At 37.9% G+C, this 26,015-nt stretch carries 26 protein-coding genes; 11 read left to right on the top strand and 15 right to left on the bottom strand.

Annotated elements, in window-relative coordinates; genetic code table 11:
* The 3 genes from ACG94X_RS09285 (at position 1) to dnaJ (ending at position 4,856) form a co-directional block, all read left to right on the top strand.
* Positions 1-3,135, top strand: a complete 3,135-nt coding sequence (locus ACG94X_RS09285; RefSeq protein ID WP_419383444.1) for an efflux RND transporter permease subunit — start codon at positions 1-3, stop codon at positions 3,133-3,135.
* A 135-nt stretch (positions 3,136-3,270) separates the two neighbouring features.
* Positions 3,271-3,648, top strand: a complete 378-nt coding sequence (locus ACG94X_RS09280) for a hypothetical protein (RefSeq protein WP_419383501.1) — start codon at positions 3,271-3,273, stop codon at positions 3,646-3,648.
* Between the two features lie 92 nt (positions 3,649-3,740).
* Entirely contained in the window at positions 3,741-4,856 is a 1,116-nt protein-coding gene (gene dnaJ, locus ACG94X_RS09275; protein WP_419383443.1) for a molecular chaperone DnaJ, read from the top strand.
* 78 nt (positions 4,857-4,934) lie between these two features.
* On the opposite strand, the gene ACG94X_RS09270 is transcribed toward dnaJ, so the two are convergent.
* Together ACG94X_RS09270 and ACG94X_RS09265 are read right to left on the bottom strand one after the other, a co-directional pair.
* Positions 4,935-5,117, bottom strand: coding sequence for a hypothetical protein (locus tag ACG94X_RS09270; protein ID WP_419383442.1), 183 nt, complete (start codon positions 5,115-5,117; stop codon positions 4,935-4,937).
* Positions 5,118-5,356: 239 nt separating this feature from the next.
* The gene (locus ACG94X_RS09265) at positions 5,357-5,548 is read right to left on the bottom strand and encodes a hypothetical protein (RefSeq protein ID WP_419383441.1); all 192 of its coding nucleotides are present in this window, start codon (positions 5,546-5,548) and stop codon (positions 5,357-5,359) included.
* 283 nt (positions 5,549-5,831) lie between these two features.
* Here ACG94X_RS09265 and dapB point away from each other — a divergent pair, with 283 nt between their 5' ends.
* Both dapB and ACG94X_RS09255 read left to right on the top strand, forming a co-directional pair.
* Positions 5,832-6,647, top strand: coding sequence for a 4-hydroxy-tetrahydrodipicolinate reductase (dapB, locus tag ACG94X_RS09260; protein WP_419383440.1), 816 nt, complete (start codon positions 5,832-5,834; stop codon positions 6,645-6,647).
* Between the two features lie 56 nt (positions 6,648-6,703).
* Entirely contained in the window at positions 6,704-7,354 is a 651-nt protein-coding gene (locus ACG94X_RS09255) for an START domain-containing protein (protein WP_419383439.1), read from the top strand.
* A gap of 435 nt (positions 7,355-7,789) precedes the next feature.
* Here the strand turns inward: ACG94X_RS09255 and ACG94X_RS09250 are convergent, their stop codons facing one another.
* Entirely contained in the window at positions 7,790-8,956 is a 1,167-nt protein-coding gene (locus ACG94X_RS09250) for an MFS transporter (RefSeq protein WP_419383438.1), read from the bottom strand.
* Between the two features lie 8 nt (positions 8,957-8,964).
* The gene (gene dkgB / locus ACG94X_RS09245) at positions 8,965-9,774 is read right to left on the bottom strand and encodes a 2,5-didehydrogluconate reductase DkgB (RefSeq protein WP_419383437.1); all 810 of its coding nucleotides are present in this window, start codon (positions 9,772-9,774) and stop codon (positions 8,965-8,967) included.
* A gap of 119 nt (positions 9,775-9,893) precedes the next feature.
* Between dkgB and ACG94X_RS09240 the strand changes: the two genes are divergently transcribed.
* Entirely contained in the window at positions 9,894-10,784 is an 891-nt protein-coding gene (locus ACG94X_RS09240) for a LysR substrate-binding domain-containing protein (RefSeq protein ID WP_419383436.1), read from the top strand.
* Here the strand turns inward: ACG94X_RS09240 and ACG94X_RS09235 are convergent.
* Positions 10,744-11,151, bottom strand: coding sequence for a hypothetical protein (locus ACG94X_RS09235; protein ID WP_419383435.1), 408 nt, complete (start codon positions 11,149-11,151; stop codon positions 10,744-10,746). The genes ACG94X_RS09240 and ACG94X_RS09235 overlap by 41 nt on opposite strands.
* Positions 11,152-11,261: 110 nt before the next feature.
* Here ACG94X_RS09235 and ACG94X_RS09230 point away from each other — a divergent pair, with 110 nt between their 5' ends.
* Positions 11,262-12,698: an aminotransferase-like domain-containing protein gene (locus tag ACG94X_RS09230; protein WP_419383434.1), complete on the top strand. Its 1,437-nt coding sequence runs from the start codon at positions 11,262-11,264 to the stop codon at positions 12,696-12,698.
* Between the two features lie 71 nt (positions 12,699-12,769).
* Here ACG94X_RS09230 and ahr read toward each other — a convergent pair whose 3' ends face one another.
* From ahr to ACG94X_RS09190, 8 genes are all read right to left on the bottom strand, one after another.
* Positions 12,770-13,792, bottom strand: a complete 1,023-nt coding sequence (gene ahr, locus ACG94X_RS09225; RefSeq protein ID WP_419383433.1) for an NADPH-dependent aldehyde reductase Ahr — start codon at positions 13,790-13,792, stop codon at positions 12,770-12,772.
* Between the two features lie 40 nt (positions 13,793-13,832).
* A complete protein-coding gene (locus ACG94X_RS09220) occupies positions 13,833-14,387 on the bottom strand; it encodes a DNA-3-methyladenine glycosylase I (protein WP_419383432.1) in 555 nt (184 codons plus the stop codon).
* A gap of 28 nt (positions 14,388-14,415) precedes the next feature.
* Positions 14,416-14,661, bottom strand: coding sequence for a hypothetical protein (locus tag ACG94X_RS09215; protein ID WP_419383431.1), 246 nt, complete (start codon positions 14,659-14,661; stop codon positions 14,416-14,418).
* A 68-nt stretch (positions 14,662-14,729) separates the two neighbouring features.
* On the bottom strand, positions 14,730-15,281 hold the full coding sequence (locus ACG94X_RS09210) for a M23 family metallopeptidase (RefSeq protein ID WP_419383430.1): 552 nt from the start codon (positions 15,279-15,281) through the stop codon (positions 14,730-14,732).
* Between the two features lie 74 nt (positions 15,282-15,355).
* The gene (mutY, locus tag ACG94X_RS09205; RefSeq protein WP_419383429.1) at positions 15,356-16,390 is read right to left on the bottom strand and encodes an A/G-specific adenine glycosylase; all 1,035 of its coding nucleotides are present in this window, start codon (positions 16,388-16,390) and stop codon (positions 15,356-15,358) included.
* Between the two features lie 146 nt (positions 16,391-16,536).
* Positions 16,537-16,899: an HIT family protein gene (locus ACG94X_RS09200; protein ID WP_419383428.1), complete on the bottom strand. Its 363-nt coding sequence runs from the start codon at positions 16,897-16,899 to the stop codon at positions 16,537-16,539.
* Between the two features lie 48 nt (positions 16,900-16,947).
* Positions 16,948-17,688, bottom strand: a complete 741-nt coding sequence (locus ACG94X_RS09195; protein ID WP_419383427.1) for a dienelactone hydrolase family protein — start codon at positions 17,686-17,688, stop codon at positions 16,948-16,950.
* Between the two features lie 302 nt (positions 17,689-17,990).
* On the bottom strand, positions 17,991-18,149 hold the full coding sequence (locus ACG94X_RS09190; RefSeq protein WP_004825834.1) for a DUF1328 domain-containing protein: 159 nt from the start codon (positions 18,147-18,149) through the stop codon (positions 17,991-17,993).
* 188 nt (positions 18,150-18,337) lie between these two features.
* Here ACG94X_RS09190 and ACG94X_RS09185 point away from each other — a divergent pair, with 188 nt between their 5' ends.
* From ACG94X_RS09185 to ACG94X_RS09170, 4 genes are all read left to right on the top strand, one after another.
* Positions 18,338-18,790 (top strand): YcgN family cysteine cluster protein, encoded by a 453-nt coding sequence (locus ACG94X_RS09185; protein ID WP_419383426.1) that lies wholly within the window; start codon positions 18,338-18,340, stop codon positions 18,788-18,790.
* Positions 18,791-19,220: 430 nt separating this feature from the next.
* Positions 19,221-20,495: a replication-associated recombination protein A gene (locus ACG94X_RS09180; protein ID WP_419383425.1), complete on the top strand. Its 1,275-nt coding sequence runs from the start codon at positions 19,221-19,223 to the stop codon at positions 20,493-20,495.
* A gap of 148 nt (positions 20,496-20,643) precedes the next feature.
* Entirely contained in the window at positions 20,644-22,992 is a 2,349-nt protein-coding gene (locus ACG94X_RS09175; protein WP_419383424.1) for a glycerophosphodiester phosphodiesterase family protein, read from the top strand.
* A gap of 542 nt (positions 22,993-23,534) precedes the next feature.
* Positions 23,535-24,413 (top strand): ATP-grasp fold amidoligase family protein, encoded by an 879-nt coding sequence (locus tag ACG94X_RS09170; RefSeq protein WP_419383423.1) that lies wholly within the window; start codon positions 23,535-23,537, stop codon positions 24,411-24,413.
* 224 nt (positions 24,414-24,637) lie between these two features.
* Here the strand turns inward: ACG94X_RS09170 and purC are convergent, their stop codons facing one another.
* Both purC and ACG94X_RS09160 read right to left on the bottom strand, forming a co-directional pair.
* Entirely contained in the window at positions 24,638-25,357 is a 720-nt protein-coding gene (purC, locus tag ACG94X_RS09165) for a phosphoribosylaminoimidazolesuccinocarboxamide synthase (RefSeq protein ID WP_419383422.1), read from the bottom strand.
* 37 nt (positions 25,358-25,394) lie between these two features.
* Positions 25,395-26,003, bottom strand: a complete 609-nt coding sequence (locus ACG94X_RS09160) for a lipoprotein-34 precursor (NlpB) (RefSeq protein ID WP_419383421.1) — start codon at positions 26,001-26,003, stop codon at positions 25,395-25,397.
* Positions 26,004-26,015 lie beyond the last annotated feature (12 nt).

The raw sequence follows: 26,015 nt of genomic DNA, 5'->3' as shown, positions 1-26,015 counted from the left end.
ATGAATTTTAACCTTTCAGAATGGGCATTAAAAAATAAAGGCTTGGTTCTTTATTTTATGATTTTAATGGGAATTGTCGGGATTTATTCTTATGCGAAATTAGCTCAAAGCGAAGATCCTCCTTTTACCTTTAAAGTCATGGTGGTACAGACGTATTGGCCGGGTGCGACAGCAGAAGAAGTGTCTTTACAAGTCACCGATAAGATTGAAAAAGAGCTGATGAGTACTGGGCTATACGACAAAATTATGGCGTACTCGAGACCTGGTGAATCCATGGTCATGTTCATGGCGAGAGACTCATTAAAATCGAGTCAAATTCCAGATGTATGGTATCAAGTACGCAAGAAAGTTGGTGATATTAAACAGCAGCTTCCCTCAGGTGTACAAGGGCCATTTTTCAATGATGAGTTCGGCGATACGTTCGGTAATATTTATGTTCTAACAGGCGATGATTATGACTACGCCACATTAAAAGAATATGCAGATCGTTTACAACTACAACTACAACGTGTCAAAGATGTCAGTAAAGTCAATCTTATTGGATTACAAGATCAAAAAATTTGGATTGAACTTTCCAATACCAAAGCCGTACAACTGGGTGTTCCTGTTACAGCAATTCAAGAAGCACTTGCAAAACAGAATGCTATTACCAATTCAGGTTTTTTTGAAACAGGTTCAGATCGCATTCAAGTTCGTGTCAGTGGTGCACTCAAAAATGTAGAAGACTTGAAAAAAATGCCGTTATTGGTCGGTGATAAAACCATCCAATTGGGCGATGTCGCTGATGTATATCGTGGTTTTAGTGATCCTGCTCAGCCTCGTATGCGTTTTATGGGCGAAAATGGTATTGGGCTTGCTGTATCTATGCGCAAAGGTGGTGACATCATTGCCTTAGGGAAAAACTTAGAAACAGAATTCCAAAAAATGCAAAAAACCTTACCATTGGGTATGGAGTTGAAAAAGGTTTCAGATCAGCCTGTTGCCGTACAACGCAGTATTCATGAATTTGTCAAAGTCCTTGCAGAAGCAGTAATTATTGTTCTTTTAGTAAGTTTTTTCTCTTTAGGTTTCCGCACAGGTTTAGTTGTCGCATTTTCAATTCCATTGGTTTTGGCAATGACTTTTGCAGGAATGAGTTTTTTCGATGTCGGTCTGCATAAGATTTCACTCGGTGCATTAATTCTTGCTTTAGGTTTATTGGTCGATGATGCCATTATCGCTGTCGAAATGATGGCGATTAAAATGGAGCAAGGCTATAGCCGAATAAAGGCAGCAGGATTTGCATGGAAAACCACAGCATTTCCAATGCTGACAGGAACACTGATTACCGCCGCAGGTTTTTTACCGATTGCAACAGCAGCGTCGAGTACAGGTGAATACACTCGTTCTATTTTCCAAGTCGTGACCATTGCCTTAATTGTTTCGTGGGTCGCAGCGGTTATTTTTGTGCCTTATTTAGGTGATAAATTACTGCCTGATTTTACTAAAACTGCGCAACAAGCGCCGTGGTATGCACGTTTATGGGCAAGACTACGCAAGCAACCTGAACCACAACCTGTGGTGCATCATGCAGGTGAGCACTTTGATCCTTATCAAACTAAGTTCTATCAAAGCTTCCGCAAAATGGTCAACATTTGTGTGACGTATCGTAAGACTGTTATTGCAACAACGGTCGGGATTTTCGTACTGTCTGTGGTGATGTTTAAATTTGTTCCTCAACAATTCTTTCCACCTTCAAATCGTGCAGAAATTCTGGTGGATTTAAAATTGGAAGAAGGTGCTTCACTCACTGCAACTGAAAATGCGGTCAAAAAAGTTGAGAAATTTTTATCGCAACAAAAAGGTATCGATAACTATGTGGCGTATGTCGGTACAGGTACACCACGCTTTTATTTGCCTTTAGACCAACAAATGCCGCAAGCCAGTTTTGCCCAGTTTGTCGTTTTGGCATCGTCATTAGATGATCGTGACGAAATTCGTAAATCTTTAGATACGCAAATCCGCCAATTATTGCCTCAAGTGCGAACACGTGTGTCCTTGTTGGAAAATGGTCCACCTGTTGGTTATCCACTGCAATTCCGTGTTTCTGGTGAAGATGTTGCCATTGTTCGTCAGCAAGCACAGCACGTTGCCAAATTGCTCAGTGAAAATCCAAACACCACCAATGTACATCTAGATTGGGGCGAGCAAAGCAAAATTATTTCGCTAAATATTGACCAAGATCGTGCGCGCCAAATGGGTGTGACGTCGGAAGATTTAGCCAATTTTCTCAATAGTTCAATCACAGGGGCAGTGATCAATCAATATCGCGAAAAACGTGAGTTGATCGATATTCGTATTCGTGGGGATCAGGCTGAGCGAGTGAATGTGGCTTTATTGTCGAGTTTGGCTGTGCCAACAACCAAAGGAACGACTGTTCCATTGGCTCAGATTGCTAAACTGGAGTATAAGTTTGAAGATGGATTAATTTGGCATCGTAATCGTTTACCGACCATTACAGTACGTGCCGATATTCGTGGCAAATTGCAGCCTGCAACAGTCGTGAATCAAATGGCTGAAAAACTCGATCAATTACGTAGCACATTACCAAACGGATATTTGGTTGAAGTGGGTGGAACAGTTGAAGAGTCTGCAAGAGGACAATCTTCTGTGAATGCAGGCATGCCATTGTTTCTTGTCGTAGTCTTTACCTTACTTATGATTCAGTTAAAAAGTATTTCACGTTCATTTATTGTATTTTTGACCGCACCATTGGGTTTAATTGGCGTCGTACTATTTTTGCTACTGTTCAATAAACCATTTGGATTTGTTGCAATGCTCGGCACAATTGCGTTGTCAGGAATGATTATGCGTAATTCACTGATTCTCATCGATCAAATCGAACAGGATATTCGAGCGGGGCATAATCAGTGGGATGCAATTTTGGATGCTACAGTACGAAGAGCGCGCCCAATTATTCTGACAGCACTTGCAGCTGTACTTGCGATGATTCCTTTATCACGAAGTATTTTCTTTGGTCCAATGGCTGTAGCAATCATGGGTGGATTGATTATTGCGACACTTTTAACGTTGTTTTTCTTGCCTGCATTGTATGCAACGTGGTTTAAGGTTAAAAAAACTACAAATAGTGTATAATTTTTTGTGAATATTAGGTGCGAAATATTGAAAATTTCAATATAGTAGCACCAGATCTTTATAGAAAATAACACAGGAAATTTCATTGCATTAGAAATAAATGGACATGCAATGAATGTGAGGTTAGAAACACCCATGGGGCGAGACAATTTAGAAAAACACCGTCGTTACATTACCGGCTCCTACCTGTTCATGTTTCTTGCATTATTTACAGTCATTACTGCAGTAGTTGCTTATTGGCTAGCACGTAAAGTGACCAAGGTTGATAATGTGGAAGTATGGATGCACGCACAAGCATTATGGCTCATGCGTAATGCTGTCATTTTTTTAATACTCGCAATTTTTGCTTTGCTTTGGTTCATCCCGCTTATTTTCTTTTACTGGGACAGTTTTATTTGGGTTAAAGCGTGTACCGTGATTGGCGTGGTTTTTAGTGCCATTGCTTGGTTATTTTTACTCAATGTTTGGCTAAAAGGCTTTACCAAATATTTGCAGAAAAAAGCTGTATTTTAATTTTTTTTTAATTTCAAACTTGTAAAAGTTATTATTGCCCCCAATTTACTCTCCATAGAAATATTATCAAATTTTGTGGAGCATCGCCAACCATGGCTAAACGTGATTATTATGAGGTTTTAGCTATTGTTAAAACCGCTAGTGATGATGAAATTAAAAAAGCCTACCGTAAGATGGCGATGAAATATCATCCTGACCGCAATCCTGACAATTCAGAAGCTGAAGAAAAATTTAAAGAATGCGCAGAAGCATACGAAATTTTATCGGATAGTGAAAAGCGTAGTATGTACGACCGCATGGGTCATAACGCCTTTGAAGGTGGTATGGGCGGTGGTGGAGGCGGCTTCGGTGGCTTTAGTGCAGAAGATATTTTCAGTCAATTCGGTGATATTTTCGGTGGTGCTTTTGGCGGCGGTGGTCGTGGTCAACAACGTGCACGCCGTGGTTCCGACTTACGTTATGTGATGGAACTGACGCTTGAAGAAGCGGTTAAAGGCGTTAAGAAAACTGTTACATTTACTGCACCTGCACCATGTGATGTCTGTGATGGTAAAGGTTCAAAAAATCCAAATGATGTAGAAACGTGTAAGACCTGTCACGGTGCAGGTCAAGTGCGTATGCAACAGGGTTTCTTCTCTGTTCAGCAGACTTGTAGCACTTGTCGTGGACAAGGCAAAATGATTAAGAACCCATGTAATACTTGTCATGGTTCTGGTGTAAAAGATCGTCAACAAACCTTAGAAGTGACCATTCCTGCAGGCGTGGACAATGGCGATCGTGTACGCTTAACAGGTAAAGGCGAAGCAATTCGTGATGGTCAGTCTGGTGATTTATACGTTGAAGTCGTTGTTCGTGAACACGAAATTTTCCAACGTGATGGCGCAGACTTGTATATGGACGTTCCTGTTAGTATTGCAGATGCAGCTTTAGGTAAAGATCTTGAAATTCCAACACTGGATGGACGAGTGAGCTTGAAAGTTCCTGAGGGTACGCAAACAGGTAAAATGTTCCGTTTACGTGGTAAAGGTGTCAAACCTGTACGTAGTAGTATGCAAGGCGATTTACTCTGCCGTATTGTGATTGAAACACCAGTAAATTTAACGGCTCGTCAACGTGAATTGTTAAAAGAACTTCAAGTTACGATGGATGGAGAGGACAGTAAATCTTCACCGAAGAAAAAATCGTTCTTCGATCGTTTGTTTGATTAAACCAAAGAATAAATAGTTTGTAAAAATGGAGTCATGCTCAGCATGTCTCCATTTTTTATTGCTTTAAATTTTTATAAATTATTGGGTTTCAGCTTGGTCAAAATCGCCAAGGTCTAAGTCAACGGGTGCAGCGTCAATGTCAGTGCCATTCTCTTGTTGAACTGTAGTATCTGTATTTGTTGGTGTTTGTGCTTCTTCAGCCCAAACTTGTGTAAAGTTGATTGCTAAGATAAGGCCTACAACGATTCTTATTAAATTCATCTGATTACTTCCTTGATATTACTTTTTTATGATTGGTTATTGGCATTCTAAATGCATTTAGAACCTGCATATTCTAATAGAATTTACAAAAGAATGATCAATTTTTGAGATGATTATTTTCAATAATAGACAAGAATGAATTGAATCAATTTCGTTGTTTTTATTGTTTAATTTATTTCTAAGTATTTAGAAATAAAGGGATATTGATATATCCCTTTAAAACATAGCATGGGTAAAATTTACTCTAAAATAGGTGCATCGATATCTTCTACTTTGACTTCAACTTGTGGTTCTGAAGATGAAGCTGTGTTCGCTTGGACTGTCGCTTTCTCCTCAGTCATTACCGATGTTGTTGCAGGTGCAGATTCAGCCCATGCAGTCGACATCATCATTCCCAATACAACCGCAAAAACCACTTTATTCGAATGCATATAGATCTCCTTATAATCGCTATTGTTTTCATTCGTGGCATGTAGTCTGCTGAGTGTTTTTTGCACTTTGATGACGAAGGGGGTGATAAATGATTAATTTTTTGAAAATAAACGATTAAAAATGATAAGACCTCACTAAAAATACAGTCATTGACTGGAAATTCATTCTTAGATCAGCAACATTGGTTAAAAAGTTAGCAGTAATTTTAACAATCGATCTTAGTCTTAGAACCGAGATTTGTTATAGTAGCTGCAATTTAAAAATTTGATTTAGGAAGATGAAATGTCAACAGCTCCTCGTATTGGTATTTTAGGTGCAGGCGGCCGTATGGGTCGTACATTGATCCAAGCGGTACAACAAGCGGGTTATCAAATTGCGGCAGCAGTTGAACGCCCTGAAAGCTCGTTGATTGGTGCGGATGCAGGTGAGTTGGCAGGGATTGGCGCTGTAGGCGTTAAAGTGGTAGGAAGTTTAGAAGCAATTCTAAATGATGTGGATGTAGTCATTGATTTTACTGCGCCTGATGCAACTGAAAATAATTTAAAATTGTGTAGTGCTGCTGGGGTTGCCATGGTCATTGGAACGACAGGTTTTTCAGATGCACAAAAAGATGTATTGAACGATTCTGCAACTAAAACACCAGTCGTGTATGCAGCGAATTATTCGGTGGGTGTAAACGTATCGATTAAACTATTAGAACTTGCAGCGAAAGTATTTGCAGATACTGTCGATATTGAAATTATTGAAGCACATCATCGTCATAAAGTAGATGCGCCTTCTGGTACAGCATTGATGATGGGCGAAGCAATTGCAGATACGCTTGGTCGTGATTTGAAAAAAGTTGCAGTCTATGGTCGTGAAGGTCATACAGGTCCACGTGAACGTGAAACTATTGGTTTTGAAACGATTCGTGGTGGTGATATTGTGGGTGAGCATACTGTAATGTTTATTGGTGAAGGTGAGCGTGTAGAAGTAACGCACAAAGCCACCAGTCGCATGAACTTTGCTTCAGGTGCCGTACGTGCTGCAGCTTGGGTTGTGGGCAAAGATGCCAAAAAATATGATATGAAAGATGTTTTAGGCTTAAATGATATTTAAGCTTTGAACGTGATACGATAAAATAATAAAAATTGGTTAATTTATTGAATATAAAAATGAAAAAAACAATCATGTTAATAACTTGTGTGGTTAGTGCTTTATGCCTAACTGCACAAGCTGCTTTACCAAACAATGCCAAACTGAGCCTTGATAAAAACAATATTAAGGTTTGGACATATAAGGATGCGAGTAATCCAGTTCTGTCTTATAAGGCAGAGACGACTTTAGACATACCTATAGAAAAAGCAGTTGCTTTGATTTTGGATGTAAATAACACTTCAAAATGGGTGCCGAATGTTGCCAAAGCTGAATTATTATCCAGAGATGATAAAAAGGGCGAATTCCTCATTTATATGGTATTAGATTTTCCATTCCCTTTAAAAGATCGCGACATGGTTGTGAAAGGGAAAATGTCGAAAGATAGTCAAGGTGTGATTACGATTAAAAATTTTGCAATCCAACAGGGTAAAGCTTTAAATTCGAATTATATTCGTTTGAAGGATTATTCTGGAGATTGGACATTCCAAAAGCTGGCTGCAAATCAAGTCAAAGTAATCACTTCTGGACATGCCAACCCAGAAGGTTCAATTCCATCGAGTGTGACCAATATGTTGGTGGAGCAGCAACCGTATCAGATGTTGCAAAAAATGAAGGTTGAATTGGCGAAGAATAATAAATTACCTGCTTTACCTGAAATATTGAAATAACATTTGATGATTTAAAGAATAGAGATGAACAATGACTATTCTGAAATCTATTCTTGGTTAACTCCGCCATTTAACAATGGTGGGGTTTTGATATTCTGATCAGGAAGTATTTAAAAACATAAAATATTAATAACTGATGTTACGTACTTAAAAATATTAATCCGTTTTTTAAGTTTTTTGACGGAGTCTTAAGTCAATAGTTTTGATTTAGGGATTAGCCTTCGGTTTTGGGCACTTTTGTTTCGACAAGAGAACCCAAAACCATTGTCATCCGTAGAACTTGTCCACGTCCTTCAAATTATTTAATGTGTCGCAGAAACATTCCCAAATAGAATAAGTTTTGCCTCAAATAATTGCGGATGACTTTATCGCATATCCACATTCTTCGAGATGCAAAGTATGCTTTATATATTACTGCGTAACATCGGTGAATAATTAAACTACTTTTAACGCTTCAGAGTGATTCATCTTCATTTGGATAAAGACCAGAACCAATCCTAAAGCAGCCAAGAATGCACCAACAATTGAAACGGCGGCATAACTCATTCCCAGACTTAACACCGCTCCACCAGCTGCTGCACCTAGAGCATTGCCTAAGTTAAATGCACCGATATTTACAGATGATGCCAAGCCTGATGCTTCATGTGCAACAGACATAACGCGCATTTGTAAGGGCGGAACAACAGCAAATGTAGCAGTACCCCAAATGACCAAAGCGATTGCTGCACCAATCTGAGTTTGCGCTAGGATTGGGAAGATCAGCATCATCACTAAAATTAAGATGAGAAATCCTGTCAGGGTTTTCGTGAGAGAGCGGTCTGCAAATTTCCCACCCAAATGATTCCCAATTGAGAAACCAATACCTATTAGCACGAGCATACCGGTAATAAACATTGGGCTTGCATGGGTAATGTTTTGCAGCATGGGTGCAATATAAGTGTAAAGGGTAAACATTGCTCCAGAACTTAAGACCGTTGTAAGCAATGCCAGTAGTACAGGTTTACGTGTGAGCACTTGTAATTCGGCTTTGACGTTTGGACGTTGTCCTACAGTACCTTCAGGCAAGGCTTTCCACAGCGAGAACATGGTAATAATACCCAATATGGCGATTGCAGCGAAAGACATGCGCCAACCAATATTTTGCCCTACCCATGTGGCGAATGGCACCCCCCCAATATTCGCAATAGTCAGCCCCATGAACATTGTTGCTACAGCACTGGCTTGTTTGTCTTTTGGCACAACACTAATGGCAACGATTGAACCAATGCCGAAGAATACGCCATGATTCAAACTGGTGAGGATTCGTGCAGCCATTAACCCCCAATAGTTCGGTGCAATTGCAGCAAGAATATTGCCTATTGTAAAAATAGCCATTGCCAAAATGAGTGCTTTACGCCGTGAAAACTGTCCAAACCACAGCGTCATGATGGGTGCACCAATCATCACACCTAAAGCATAGGCTGTGATGAGCATACCTGCGGTGGGAATGGAGATGTTTAGATTTTCAGCAATTTGCGGCAAAAACCCCATTGGGGAAAATTCCGTTGTACCGATTGCAAATGCACCAATGGCTAAAGCAAGTAAGGGAAAGTTGATTTTCATGCTGATGTTTAATCCCACTCAGGTGCTAAATTTTCAGGATTGACCTCACGAGCATTTTGATCTAATGCAGCGATCATCTGCATTTCTTCAAAAGAAAGTTGAATGTCCTGTGCTTTCAAATTTGCAATTAAATTGTCACGTTTTGTTGATGATGGAATCACGGCATAACCGTTTTGCATTGCCCATGCTAATGCAATTTGTGCTGTGGAAGCTTGATGGTGATGTGCAATTTCTTTCAGTACATCATTATCCAGTACTTTGCCATATGCCAAAGTCATATAAGAGGTGACATCAATCTGCTGTGTATTTAAAAAATTGACCAATGGTTTATTTTGTAAATAAGGACTCAGTTCAATTTGATTTGTTGCAATATTTTCTAGACCGACAGCATCAATCGCCTGTCGGGTTAAGTCAATATTAAAGTTTGAAATACCAATGAGTTGCGTCAGTCCAAGCCTCTTCGCTTCGAGTAAATTCTGCATCATTTCTGCTACAGAAATATTTAAACTGGGTGCTGGCCAATGAATCAAAGTCAGATTTACGGCATCTGTCCCTAATTTTTGTAAGCTGTCTTTCAAGCTTGGAATCATTTTTTCAGCTGAGTAATTTTCTGTCCATATCTTTGTGGTGATAAATAAATCATCACGAGGAATATGACTTTCTTTAATTGCTTGTCCAACGTCGGCTTCATTGCCATAGATTTGTGCTGTATCGACGGCACGATAGCCAATATCTAGTGCATTTTTAACTGAATCAATTACCGTTTGACCTGTTAAACGGAATGTACCTACACCGAATTGTGGGATAATTTTAGTCATGGACTGAGCTTCATTCTTTAGATTGAGCGTATTTTGCAATATTTATTGTTGCTAAAAAATAGTGGAATATGCAAAATATTATTGACTATTAATCAATAATAAAAGGTTGTATGAATGATATGAAATCTACCTTAGAAGAATTACAAGCGTTTATTAGTATTGTTGATAGTGGTTCTATTGTTGCTGCGGCAGCATATCTTGAGCAGACTACCTCAGGGGTGAGCCGTGCATTGCAACGGCTTGAAAATAAACTGAATGTGACTTTATTAGAACGTACGACCCGCAAACTAAAATTAACCCAAGAAGGGCAGCTATTCTTAGAAAAAGCCCGAAAAATTGTTCATGATCTCAATGAGGCAGAAGATGCTTTGCTTAAATCTGACAGTGATACATCAGGTTTGATTCGCGTAGATTCAGCCACACCGTTTGTGTTGCATGTGATTGCACCGTTGATGAGTGAATTTATTCAACTTTATCCCAATATTGAAATTGAATTGAATTCTAATGATCAGATTATTGATTTACTTGAACATAAAACAGATGTTGCGATTCGATTCGGTGAACTGAATGACTCAAGTTTACATGCACGATTACTGTGTAAAAGTCGTTTATATATTGTTGCCAGTCCTGAATATTTGCAAATGAATGGCTACCCTAAAACACCGCAAGATATTCTCAATCATGCACAAATCGGGTTTAGTAAGGTGAACCATTTAAATACTTGGCCCATTTTTGTAAATGGTGAAAAGTTGACAGTTAAACCAAAAATTAAAGCATCTAATGGTGAAACTGTCCGTAAAATGGCGTTGAATGGATTGGGTATTACCTGTTTGTCGGCTTTTTTGGTGCTTCAAGATATTAAACAAAAACGACTGATTGCATTGTTCGAAGATCAAATCGAAATCTATGAGCAACGTATCCATGCGGTCTATTATCAGCAAGAGCATTTACCGAAACGGGTTCGTTTATTTATTGAGTTTTTAGCACAAAAGCTGTCAAATTATCGATAGTTTTTTGCGGTGGTAAATTTAAACTTAATAAAGTTGCTTGACTGTCAGACGGTAAATTGATCAATTTAATTTCAAAGTGCTGAGCAGAGTTTTGCTGACATTCAAACTTCAAATTTTGTTGTGTCGGCATGTTAATTTTCATTGCATGATCAGCGCTTGCTCGGTAAGTATATTCACGTATAGTCGCTGTTTGATGCAAAGTCGGCTGCAGATGATTGAGTTGATATTCACCTAAATTTTGCGTTTTTAAAAAGCCTTCAATCAATGATTTACAAATGAAATGTTGTTGTTGCGCAGCTTGATTAACCTGTTGTGGTTGGCATGCACTTAAAGCTAAAAGTACGCAAACGAATATCAATAGTTTCATTTTTTTCTCCTTTCACATCAATTGAATTGTAAATACTGGCTGTGAAAGAAGCATAAATCTGCTAAGTTATTAGATACAGATACAACAAATATTAAAAAATAGGTACAGATATGACTTTTCAGTATCAATCCCTTGCGCAGCAAATAGCCCAAAAAATTTATTGTGGTGAATTGCTTATGGGACAACGGCTGAGTTCATTACGCCAATTTGCAGAACAGCAAAAGATTAGTTTAAATACAGCAAAAAGCTGCTATGAATTGCTTGAGGCGCAAGGGCTTATTTACGTCAAAGAAAAATCAGGCTATTTTGTGCAATCTCAACAAAAAATTCAGCAAATCGCGGTACCTGATCATCCAGACTTTAAGTCCAGACCTCGTGAAGTCTCAAATTTAGAATTACAAATTCAGATTCATGAAGCTTCTATCAATAATAAATTGGTACATTTAGGATCAATCCAATTATCACCCAATTTAGTGCCTGTCGAAGCTTTGCGCCGTTCTATTCAGCGTGCTTTAAAACATTGTAAACCTGAAGATTTTTTATATAGTGATCGTCAAGGTCATCCACAATTACGGGAAGCACTTTCGGCACATTGGGCAGAAGATGGTTTTTTTATTCCCAAAGAAGATATTTACATCAGCAATGGTTGTATGCCTGCCTTATCTGTGATGATTCAAAGTGTGACCAATGAAGGTGATAGCATCATCATTCCCACCCCCAATTATAATGGTCAGTTGCAACTGTTGGCATTGCTTAAGCGACAAATTATTGAAATTCCTGCCAATACTGAAGGTTTTGATTTAGATCGTTTGGAACAAGCAATGCAAAATTCAGGTGCAAAAGCCTGTTTATTGACTGCAAATTTTCAAAATCCGTTAGGCTTTTGTCTGAGTAATTCGGATAAAGAAAAAATTGCTCAACTTGCAGAAAAATATCAATGTTATGTGATTGAAGATGATATTTATGCGGAATGTAGTTTTAATGCTAAGCGTCCATTGCCCATTAAATATTGGGATCAAGCAGGTTATGTCATTTATTGCAGTTCGATTTCTAAGTCTTTATCCACTTCGTATCGTGTAGGCTGGTTTTGTATTCCACCACGGTTGAAACATTTACATGCACGATTATTAACCCAGAATGTTTCGGTGAATACACCTTTGCAATTGGGGCTTGCCGATTTAATTTTTAGCCGTGCTTATCGGCAACATTTAAGTGAACTACGTCCAAAGTTAATGGCGCAAGTAGAGCAATATCGTCAATTCATTCATCAGGCTTTTCAGGGTGTTGAGATTCGATTAAATCATCCACAAGGCAGTTATGCGCTATGGTTACAGTTGCCTGAGCAGATTGATAGTTTGGCGATGTATTATCATGCACAGAAGTATAGTATCAATATTGTACCCGGACTGATTTTTGGTGAAGATCAGCGTTATAACAATTGTATCCGACTGAATGCAGGGCACGAGTTGTCGGATGAAATTCAAGATGCAATTGTGTTTTTGGCAGATTGGGTCAGGGATGAATTATCTGAGCAGAATGTGGCTTAAAATTCATTGAATAATATCCCAACCTCCCATTTTTAAAGGAGGGTTGGGATGAGTTTTGAATAAAAAATGATTTAAAAATCTGCTTTTAACACAATTCGATAGCGTGCTTTTCCAGAATGTAAGCGTTCTAAAGCATCGTTAATTTGAGACATAGGATACAGCTCAATTTGTGGCGCAATATTTTTACGCGCAGCAAATTGCAATAATTGACGTAATGCAAACGGAGAACCTGTTGGAGAACCTGTCACCGATTTTGCACCACCAATCAGTGCGCCCGTAGGAATTGCCAACGGTTCAATGACCATACCAAGCATATGTATTGTGCCGTTGGGTGCTAGGGCATTTAGATATAATTTCCAATCTAAAGAGACATTGACCGTACAGAGCAATAAATCGAATTTACCACATTGTGCTTTTAATTCACTTGCATCACGGCTATTGACCACATGGTCTGCCCCCATCGCTTTAAGTTCATCAGTCTTATCTAGGCTTGAGGTAAATGCTGTAATTTCACAACCCCATGCTTTAAGTAGTTTGATTGCCATATGACCCAAACCACCAATCCCAATTACACCGACATGATGAACGGCTTGAATTTGATGTTTTAAAATGGGGTCAAATACAGTAATTCCACCACAGAGTAATGGCCCCGCACTTTCTGGATCTAAATCTTCAGGAAGGGGGATAATCCACTGCCAGCCTGCACGAACTTTGTCAGCAAAACCACCTGCATGACCGACAATCGTCGCTTTCTTTTCACCAGTACACAGCACTTGTTGACCACTGACACAAGGGTCGCAGTATTGGCAACTTTCAGCAGTCCAACCGATACCGACACGCTGACCGATTTTTAAGCCTTTGGCTTCTGAACCGAGTTGGCTAATTATCCCGATAACCTCATGACCACCGACGACAGGAAAAACGGAGTTTCCCCATTCGTTATTAATGACTGAAACATCGGAATGACACAAACCACAGTATTCAACTTTTACTTCAACTTGATGTGGCTGTAATTCACCTGCATCAAATTCATAAGGAACAAGTGGTGTGCTCGCTTCTAAGGCTGCATAGGCATGAATCGTATCTTTAGACATTTGAATCCTTCCTGTTGTTTTTAACATCGATAGTTAATAGTTAACGAGATGAGCAATCATTTTCATGGTCATTGACCATACCCACAGCTTGCATAAACGCATAGCATGTCGTTGGCCCTACAAATTTAAAGCCATTTTTCTTCAGTGCTTTAGAGAGTTTTAGGCTAGTTTCCGTTTGTGCAGGTGCTTGTTTATAGTCTGGAACATCATTAGTTTGGACTTTTTGATCGACAAAATCCCAAAGCCAATCTGTCATATTAATATCTTGGGAATTCATGTTTTGCCATGCAATAGCATTGTCACGTATGGCGGTCAATTTTCCGATATGTCGAATTAAACCAGCATCTTGGCATTTTGTCGCCAAATCTTCATTGGTCAATTCAGCAATGGTTTGAATCGGATGATTAAAAAAGTGCGTTCGATAACCCTCACGTTTTTTTAATACGGTAATCCAAGATAATCCTGCTTGTTGTCCTTCTAGGCACAGCATTTCAAATAAATGTTGTTCATCACGATTAGCTTTGCCCCATTCATGATCATGGTAATGAATATAGATGGGATCATCTGAGCACCAACCACAGCGTTTATTTGACATGAGTGATGCTCCTATTTTGAATCACATTTTAAATTTGAAATATTGTCCATTGATCTGTTTTTGTATCCCAATATGACAGTTCTGCTTGGGCGAGATCTGTAAATTCAATCCAAAAATCTTTCCCAGCTTTATCTGCAAATCCAGTACTGATCAACAAGGAGTCTTCACCAATTTCCATGACCCAACCTTGGTGAGTTTGTCCATTTAAGACAATTTTTTGTTGATTGCCTGATTCGGCAAATTCAACTAAACGCTCAATCAAAGCTTCTGACATGAAATATTCCTAAAGTAACTGAAGTGTTTTAACAGTAAATCTGTTCACGTAGGTTGATCAATGATGTATCAACGCAAATAAGGGTAGGGGTTAACCGCACCACGACCTTTACCGTTTAAGTATAATCCATAGTGCAAGTGTGGGGCAGTATGACGTGCATTGCCCGTATTGCCTACATAACCAAGAAGATCGCCTTGCTGAACAAAGTCACCTTCTTGCAAACCACGTTTATGATCATTGAGATGTGCATAGTAATGGTAAGCACCACTTGGTCCAATTAGCCAAATGACCTTACCACCTAAATTATTACTTTTTAAGCTAGTGATCACACCGTCGGTGGTACTGTACACTTTTGTTCCACGTGAAGCCATGATATCAATTCCCTCATGCGCACGCCCAGAACTGCGTGAAGCACCCCATGTGTCTGTTAAATTTTTGCTTTTAATTCCATCCACAGGAATCGGTAGTCGATTTGGCATCGACATTGCTTTTAAACGATTCATTTGTGATTGTGGAAGAATCACGGGCTTAGTTATATGTGGTTTTTTAGGTGCAGTCGTACATGCGCTTAGAATAATGGTAATAAAAGTAAAAAAGCAGTATTGGACGCTACGTGACACAAGAAATCCTTATTTTTCAAGTTTAGGGCAAATTAAAATTGAAAATATGATGCGAATACCCATATTGGACTATGTCATACCTCTACAGCAGAGATCAATTTTTTCATGGCTGTAGGAATGCCCATTTGTGTAGCTTTTTGTGGCGTGAGCCATTCACCGCCCAGTTCCGCTTGTAAATATTCCTTTTGATCTTGCTCTATCTGGAAAATGTGTGCATTTAAGATCCACGTGAAGTGGGTGAAACTATGTGAAATTTGCACAGCTTCACGGTTCGAAATCAGTTTTAAGCTTTGGCACAGTTGGTTAAATTCAACATCATTTTCAATAATCGCCAAACTCCACAATCCGCCCCATAAACCACTATGTGGACGTTGTTGCCATAACCATTGCTCACCTGATTGTATTAACAATACTTTCGCTGTTCTCACAGGGACAGGCTTTTTCGGCTTTTTATACGGTAGTTCCGTTTCTAAACCTTGTTGGTGCGCTTGACAGTGTTGCTGCATTGGACAGTATAAACACAGTGGCTTTTTCGGAGCGCATATGGTTGCACCCAAGTCCATAATTGCTTGGGTATAGTCATGATTACGTTCTGTAGGGCAAAGGCTTTCAGCAGTTTTCCACATCGCACGTTCGTGAATAGGTTTACTCAGATCATCCTCAACTGCAAAAAAACGAGCCAGTACGCGTTTTACATTGCCATCCATAATAACGCCATATTGGCGTAAACCGAGTGACATCAGCGCACCACCAGTTGATGGTCCAATGCCTGGTAATTCAATCCATTCTGCTAAACTTTTAGGGAAATGGCCCTGTTGATGAACTATTGCTGCGGCTTTGTGTAAATTTCGTGCGCGAGCATAATAGCCCAAACCTGCCCAATAAGGCGCAACATCGTCCCATGTCGCTTTGCCTAAATCATCAACCGTAGGGAAACGCTGCATAAAACGATCAAAATATTGCAGAACGGTTTTGACTTGAGTTTGTTGCAACATGATTTCAGAGACCCAAACTTTGTAAGGATCATCTGCTATTTGCCACGGTAAGTCATGGCGTCCGTGCAGATCGAACCAAGTAAGGAGTGCTTCTGAAAAATTAAATTGCGGCATAATAATATAAGGTCTATGGATCAAGGGCTGATCAGTATGAAAAGCAGATGCTTAGTATAGCGAATCGTGTCTATATTTCGGGTGAATTTTCAAACTAAAAAAGACGCCGTAGCGTCTTTTCAAATCGGTATAGAAAAGTTTTTTGCTTAGCTCGTCACGCCCCAGCGTTGATCCAGTTTTAATGGTTCATTTTTATAACGTGGAATAATGTGAATGTGGAAATGTCCAGATTGTTCATCACCAAAAACTTTGCCATCATTAAATGCAATGTGAAAACCTTCAGGCTGATGACGAAGTTTCAATTCATTGCGTGCTAATTCAAGCAAACTTGATAAGCTTTTTCGTTCTTTTTCAGTGACATCAAAAAAAGAATCGATATGACGTAGAGGAATAATTACAGAATGTCCTTTGGACAATGGATTATGCTCAGGCAAAATTGCCCCAAATTCATTTTTATCAATAATATCGAATTCATCATATTCACAATATGGGCAGTTTTTTTCAGTCATTTTAAAACTCCTCTACAGTCATTTCGTTTATTAAATTTTCATCTAAAATTAAGCGAATTTTTCATCCAGTAATTCATACATCACAGCTAAACTTTTCTGTTCAGCTTTTGCGTCATAGCCTAAATCGACATTGTTGGCTTTGGCACGTTCATCTGCAAGTGGATTACTGAAACCGTGTTTTGCACCTTCAAATACAATCACTTCATGTACGACATGGGCTTCATTCATTTCTTTTTTGAATGCGGCTATGGCATCTAGTGAAAGCATACTATCCAATTCGCCATGTAGTACCAAAACTTCAGCTTTAATATTTTTTGCATCACCTTCGGTTCGTGGAGAAACATTTGCAGCATGGAAGGTCACCACAGCTTTTAAATCTGCTCCAGTACGTGCCAAATCAAGCACCACTTTACCACCGTAGCAGAAACCAATTGCAGCAAGACGTGAAGCATGTACTTCAGGCTGTGCAACCAATGTTGCAAGACCCGCAGCAGCTCGCTCTACAATCGTATTGGGATTTTGGAACGTTTGCGTCATCCATTCACTGGCTTGGGGTACATCTGTAGTCACTTTTTTATCGCCATACATATCGATAGCGAAAGCTGCATAACCATGTTCAGCCAACTCACGTGCACGTTGTTCGGTATATTCATTACGTCCCCACCATTCAGGAGCAACGATGACACCTGCAAGAGGCTGCGTAGATTCAGGCGCAGCAAAATAACCGATAAGTGTTGTGCCATCCTGTGCTTGGTATTGAATTTCACGCGTTTTTATTGTCAATGTCATCTGTTAAATCCTTGTATATTGGCGAGAATGAGGTTGATTAAAGCATAGATCAGCCAGATTCAAACGGCTAATTTGTGAAAATAAAGCGGAGAAATGTGAGAAATTATTATCGTATGGATCATTCCAATAACAGCTTAATCCAAACTAGAATTTAAGCCTATAACTCAAAGTTTTAAAAGCTTATAAAATAAGGTCAGTTCTAACTTTAATGATTGTTTAGATCCAAAATAAAACCATAAAAAAGAGAAGGTGATTTAACCTTCTCTTTGATAAATGAACACAATTAAAATTGATTAGAAAGTTTAAACCTTTCCTCTAGAAATAAATCCGACGATTGCTAAGATGACGGCTACAACAAGTAAAATTACTGCAAAGTCCTTAGACATGCCAGCAACACCACCGAAACCAAATAAACTCGCAACCAATGCAATCACTGCAAATATAATCGCCCAACGAAACATCGCTGTTCTCCCTATTGTGAAGTATTGTGGTTTCATTATAAGAGAGGCATTTCATCTAACATGTGAATTTCTGTAGAGAAACTGTGATTGTTCTTATGAAGCGTAACCAGATTGTGTCCAATTACCGAGTGATTAAAGACTTTTGAAACTGATATAATTATGGCTTAACAGTTGCAGAATATTTTGCTATGGATGATTCATTGCGACCTGAATTTTGGAAAAACTATGCTTTACAAGAGCTTAGTCAAGCAGAATGGGAAGCCTTATGTGATGGTTGTGGTTTGTGTTGCTTGGTTAAACTTGAGGATGATGAAACCTCAGAAGTTGCCTATACCAAAGTGTCTTGTAAATTACTTGATTGTGAAACAGCACAGTGCTCGGACTATCCAAATCGTTTGCAGCATGTACCTGATTGTATTCAATTAACGGCTGAAAAATTAGATAATATTCATTGGTTACCTTCGAGTTGTGCATATCGTCGGGTGAATGAGGGTAAGAATTTACCGGCATGGCATTATTTGCTTACCGGTTCTCGGGATAATGTCATTAAAGCCCGAAAGTCAGCAGCAGGACGTTGTATTTCTGAAGTTGAAGTCGATGAAGAACAGATTGAAGACTATATTGTCCGATGGGTTAGATAATCGTGTTGAATTATTTTACTCATTATTATTGGTGTGATTGGAAATCATATTGATTTAAAGTTCTGCCTGTAATATTAGACTTTTTGCATAAGTTAAAAAAATCAGATATTTACAATTAAAGACGTTGTAAAACGAATATTAGTCGTTCCTTTTCCCTTTAGGAGAAGGTTAGGATGAGGGGGATTTATCAAAAATCCTCTCCCTAACCCTCTCCTTTAAAAGGAGAGGGAACTCCAATGTAAATCAAAATTAATGAAAAGGTACTTTAGCAAGAGATCTATTGATTCCTGATCCGTATTTAAATTATGGGTAAATATTTCAGACTCCGTCTTTGGATATTTTAAACAACCGATTATTTTAAAATTGAATCTGCCCTATTTTTAATTTTCCATAGTAGACTAGCACTAGAAATCAACGATTAAAAAGAAGCATGTCAGACACTCAAATTCCACTTCCAGAACGCCTTCGTCCACGTGATTTGTCTGAAATTATTGGGCAAGATCATTTGTTGGGGCAAAATGCACCTTTACGTCAAATGATTGATCAAGGGCATTTACCTTCAATCATTTTTTGGGGGCCACCGGGCGTTGGAAAAACCACGATTGCTTTGCTTCTTGCACAAGCGGTAGATCGTACTTTCGTGAGTTTGTCTGCTTTAAATACTGGGGTTAAAGAGCTGCGTGAGATCATTGCTGAAAGTGGTGATTTACTTGTACCTGTGGTTTTTATTGACGAAATTCATCGTTTTAATAAGTCTCAACAAGATGCATTATTAAATGCAGTCGAAAAAGGTAAAATTACTTTAATTGGTGCGACCACTGAAAATCCATCTTTTGAAGTTAATAGCGCTTTATTGTCACGTTGCCAAGTGTATACCTTGCATGCTTTGAGCAATGAAGCGATTGAAGATTTAATTCGCCGTGCTATCCGGCAAGATCAATTTTTAATAGACCGTCATATTCAGATTGAAGAATTTGATGCATTAGTACAATTTTCCGCTGGTGATGCACGTAAAGCTCTAAATTTAATAGATTTAATAGCAAGTACTTTCGAACCTGATGTTGAAAATATTGTTACCAATGCAATTGTGGTCAAGGTTGCGCAGCAAAATATTGCTCGTTATGACAAAGCAGGTGAACAACACTACGATTTGGTTTCAGCTTTTATTAAATCCATCCGAGGAAGTGACCCCGATGCGACTTTGTATTGGATGGCACGCATGCTGAAAGGCGGGGAAGATCCTGTTTTTATCGCACGTCGTATGTTGATCGCAGCGTCGGAAGATATAGGCAACTCAAATCCAAATGCCTTGTTACTTGCAGGTGAATGTTTCCGTTCAGTGCAAGCTGTGGGAATGCCTGAATGTCGGATTATTCTTGGACAATGCGCTGTCTATTTAGCCACCAGTGCGAAAAGTAATAGTACTTATTTAGCGATCAATAAAGCATTAGAACTTGCGGACAAAACTTCAAATTTACCTGTGCCACTTCATTTAAGAAATGCACCAACTAAATTAATGAAAGAACAAGGTTATGGTGTGGATTATCTCTATCCACATAATTATCCTGAACATTTTGTACTTCAAGAATATTTACCACCAGAGCTGAAAAATACTAAACTCTATGAGTCTGCTCGTAATAAACGTGAAGTCGAAGGAGAGCGTTTACAACAACGTCGTTGGCAACAGGATCAGCAACAACAATAATTAAATTTAAGCAGATTTGTTTTAAAGTCAGTCTAAATTGAACATTCTAAGTTATCGAATAGTTTAGGGTATGTGTGAAATTTAGACGAGACTTTTAATATTTGAACACTATATTTTTGAATTACTCAGTGAATCATCAAGAAAAACTATGAAAATATCTGCTTTATCATTTGCTATTTTAATGTGTTTACCGACCATTGCTACTGCCGAAATATCGACAAAAATAACAACTTTAGAAGACACTCGAAAAAACTCAGCACAGTTAAAACTGCTTTATCAGCAAAATTTTAATCAGCAAAAAACCATTCCTCAAGGTTGGCGTATTCCTGGCAATAATGCAGGCAATGTCTATGTGGAAAATGGGGTATTAAACATTGATGGGCGTGCGAATTCTTTGCACACTACCTCAATTTTATTACCCAAAGATTTAGAAAAGCAGCATAACTATCGTATTGATATCGATTTTAGTTTAGATCAGCCTGTCAATGATTCACGTTGGGGCAGCGTCATTTATGATGTGACGGAATCTCAAGGGGTTATTCCAAGTAGCTATTATCAATTTACGATGCGTGCAGACACCACAGCTAAAAATGGTACGGAATTTGGTCGTCGTAAAACCAATGGTCAATGGGATGTAATTGAAAGCAAAGCATTTGGTGAAAAGATAAAACCAAATCAATGGTATAAAGCCAGTATTGTTGTGTCTGAGCAGCGAGTACAACATTATCTAAATGATCAGCTCATGCAAGATGTTGAACTTGATCAACTTTCGGCTAAAGGTGGCATAGGATTATCTGCCGCAGGTGTGATTTTAAAAGTTAAAAATATTCAAGTTTCAGCGCAAGTGGCGAGTTTGCCAAATTTGCAAAATAAGGTCACTCAAGTACACGAAATTCAAAGCAATGTGGGTTTAGCACCCACCATTATCCAAAAAATAGAAAATGCTCAGTCTTCACTCAATTCTGCCAATCAGCTTTATTATCAATTAGATGCTCAATTAAATTTACTTGACCAAAATGGACAAAGCATTACGACTTTGCAGCAATATTTAGCCAATCCGCAGCGTAATACTATTCCTGTATTAGAGGTAAAAACCCCAAAATCGCTTGAAGCATTGAAATCATTGGCTAAGAGACAAGATATTACTGATATTACGTTATTGTCTAAAAGTGATGATTTACTCAAAACAGCGCATCAACTTATCCCTACAGTTCGAACAGCTTTAGATCTAAGTGACGAAAAATTAAAAGATAATAATAAAAGCCTTTCAGACATTATGCGTCGTACCAATCAAGCGTATGCAAGAATTTTGGTACTTCCTTCAAGCTTTGCCAATAAATCAAGTGTGAGCTTTATTCAACGTCATTTGATGACAGTGTGGATGCAGAGTGATACAACACAGCCACAAGAAGCTGCTACAATTTTAACCTCTGGTGTAAATGGTGTGATTGCAACGCAAAGTACACTTTTTAGCAGTGTGCTGAAGCAATTTCCAAAAAATACCCTATTGCGTAAACCTTTTATTATTGCACATCGTGGCGTACCAAGTTTAGAAGATGAAAATACATTAGAGAGTGCTAAACATGCGGTTGCCTTGGGTGCTGATATTGTTGAAAATGATATATATCTGACGAGAGATCAACAACTTGTAGTCATGCATGATGCAACTGTTGACAGAACAACACGTTCAGTAGGGAAAATTGAGGAGATGAGCCTTGCTCAAGTTCAGCAACTCAAATCCAAAAATAAAGCCTATAAAATTCCAATGCTCACAGATTATTTTACAGTATTTAAGAATAATCCAAATTTTGTTTTGATGATTGAGATGAAAAGTGCCAATTCGCAATTGGTCACCAAAATGCAGGAAGAAATTAAAAGATATCAAGTTGAAAATCAGGTCGTGACCACATCATTTAATACCGACCAAGTGACCCGAGCTCAGCAGCAATTGACTGAAATTCCAAGAGGATTATTGGTTGGTGCGATGCCCAATAGTCGTAATAGTTTGGCGAATGCGAAAAAAATTAATACGGATGCACAGCGATATAACGCTACATACAATCCCGCATATAGAGCTGATTTAATTGATATTTTAGAAATAACTAAACATCGTGGAATTAGTTTTTGGCCTTGGGCATTGAATGATGATGTTTTTAAAAAATTATATCTTGCAGGAACATACGGTATAACTACTAATTCTGTGCAACTTTATTCAAAATATATTGTCGATATCCAAGTACCTCAAAAAATTCAAGTTACATTGGATCAACCTGTAGACATTGAGGCACAGCTTACTCAGCAAGATGGGTTTAAGCTTAATAATGTGGTGAGCCAATTTATTGTGTTATCAGGTTCTCCAAAGCATGAATTTAAAAATGGGCAATTGAGTTTTTCTGAAAAAGGGACAGCTTATGTTCTAGCTGGTTATAAATATCAGATAGATACACAGAACTTTTATCAAGTATTCTCATCACCAATAAAAGTTGTCGTGAAATAAAATGATTGATGAGGATGTCTGCGAAATGGCACATCCATACTTTTAAAAATGAAGATAAAAAGAGAGTAAGAGTGAAAGGATATTTAAAATACGGCTTCATCTAAGCTATTTTTATGGTTGTAAAATATATAATGAGAAAGTTACCACATTAATTAATTATAAATTCATATTTAAAATAATTTTTATCATAATGTGATATTTATCTATTTTATCTGATGAGTGCTAGAGCAGTTCATTAGAGTTAAAATGTTATTTAAAGAAGAATATAGTTTAATTATTTTTAATATTTGATTAAGTTGGGAGTGTAATTATTATGCTTAATGATATATAGAATTTTATTACTATATGATAATTGTTAAGTATTTAAAGTGTAAAACTAAATTAATTTAATGGTAAATATTGCATTGGCAATTTGTATAAAATTATTTATATTGTTGTATTTTTAACCATGTGTAAATTATATTTAAACTGTAAAAAAATTAATGTATGATATCGCCGATATTATAATTACCACCGTCTTAATATAATCTGAATTTTTAATTATGCTTGAATCGCTTATATATAATGCAAAAGTTTTTAGAACAAAATTTGTTTCGGATAAAAATTATTTAACCAAGAGATTTATTAATAAACTTGGATATATACCTAACTTTGATCAACCGAAAAGTTTTAATGAGAAAGTTACTGCTCGGATGATTTTTGAAAGAAATTCATTGCATACTGCTTTAGCAGACAAACTTGCGGTCCGTGAATTGATTTCTGAAAAAATTGGTCATCAGCATTTAGTGCCAAATATTGGCATATATAAAAAATTCAATGAGATAAATTTTAATAAGCTGCCAGAAAAATTTGTTTTAAAATGCAATCATGATAGCGGTAGCACCATGATTTGTAAGAATAAGCAGCTTTTTGATCTCAAAAAGGCAGAACTTAAAATCAATAGCCATTTAAGAGAGAATAATTATTTTAAAAAAAGAGAGTGGCATTATAAAAATATTTCCCCGCTCATTTTAGTTGAGCAATATGTAGAATTATTTTTTGACAGCACTAATAATTTTACCATTACGACAAGCCGAGTGCATTGTTTTGAAGGTCAACCGACCTATTTAGAAGTCGATGTTCAGGATGATAAAAGTATAGACTATTCTAATATTTATGATACATCTTGGGTGTTACAACCATTTACGGTAGATCTTAAAAAGAATACACCTGCAATTTTAGCGACACCAAAGAAATTGCAAGAAATGATTAAGCTGTCAGAAAAACTTTGTTTTAAGCAAGGTTATAGTCGGATCGATTTTTTATTTACGCAAGATGATGTTTATTTTAGTGAAATTACGCTCACACCAAATGCAGGGCGCATGGTAATTACACCGAGCGAGTGGGACGACAAATTAGGGTCATTATGGCTTACTTATTAACTATTTTGGACTTTATATTATTTAAGGCATAGATACTTTTGATCAGAGTTTTAAAGATATATATCCCCTTTAGATTGATAGGAAGGTCATTCTCTATTGGAACTCTTTTTAAAAAAAGTAGATGCTAATTTGAAGGATATCGTGCCAAAAACTTAACGCATTGAAAATTTTAAAATAAAAAACCGAGCTAAAAAGCTCGGTTTTTTAAGAACAGGATCTATAAATTAGATGCCTGAAAGATCTACGCCAATACGTGATGCAACTTCTTCATAAGCTTCAACAACACCGCCTAAACCTTGACGGAAACGGTCTTTGTCGAGTTTTTTCTTGGTGTTTTTATCCCATAAACGGCAACCGTCTGGAGAGAATTCATCACCTAAAACAATACGGTCATGGAACACACCAAATTCAAGTTTAAAGTCAACCAGTAACATATCGCCTTGGTCGAATAAATCTTTAAGAATGACGTTCACTTTTTGAGTGAGTTCTTTCATGTCAGCCAATTGTTCAGCTGTTGCCCAACCTAAGGCGATTGCTTGAGATTCGTTCACCATAGGATCGCCTAAAGCGTCATCTTTGAAGAACAATTCAAAAGTAGCAGGGGTAAGCTCTAGGCCTTCTTCCACGCCTAAACGACGGCATAATGAACCTGCAGCGTAGTTACGCATTACACATTCAACAGGAATCATTTGTAATTTTTTCACTAAAACTTCAGTTGGAGAAAGAAGTTTTTCAAAGTGAGTTTCGATACCAGCCGCAGCCAATTTTTCCATGATAAAGGCGTTAAAAAGGTTATTCACCTTACCTTTACGATCTAGTTGCTCTATTTTTTCACCGTTAAATGCAGAAGCATCATCACGGAAAACTAGAATTAGATGGTCGGCGCTATCTGTTTCATAAACGGATTTTGCTTTACCAGTATAGAGCAAGGTTTGTTTTAACATGGGGGAACCTTTTGCAAGTAAAAATTGCCTAGAACGACTAGGCTGGCCAGTTTTGGTAAATCTGGGATAACAATTCTGCAGCTTTTTCTTTGTCTGCAAAAGTGTTGTCAGCATTGAACAGCGCAAGTGTATTGCTTGTTCCTACTGATGTTAGTCTTAAAATATAGGTTTGATTTTCGATCTTCACAGTCGTTTCATACGCTTTTTTGCTTTGACTACTCGTCTTGTAGTTTAAGCTGCTGAGTGTGGCACCTGTGTATTGCCAAATTGTAGCAGAATTTCCATCAATTTTGATTAATGGATTACCATTTCCATCGGTTAAAAGTTGTGGACGCCCAACACTTTCATTCAATGTAGTCGCTTGATCTGAAGAAACCGTAATTTTAGCTTGTTCAGGGCGAGGCATCTCAAAACGATTGCCACGCTTATTATCAAAATTCGGTGCATTTTGTATTGCAAGCTGTTCGACAATAGGTGCTGGATACAACGGCGTTGCAGGTCTAACGGTCGCACCTTCAGGATATTTAAGTGGTTCTACTGTGGTCGTATTTTTATAGTCTAAAGAACCATTACTGATTCCAAGGGTACTACAACCTGCCAAACTTAAAGCTGAAAGGGCAAGAGTTAAACCTAAACGTAATTGCATAATACTAAGCTC

The sequence above is a fragment of the Acinetobacter psychrotolerans genome, assembly GCF_048552595.1.
GTDB lineage: Bacteria > Pseudomonadota > Gammaproteobacteria > Pseudomonadales > Moraxellaceae > Acinetobacter.
Note: the sequence above shows the minus strand (reverse complement) of the source record. Positions and strands in the feature narration are given on the sequence as shown.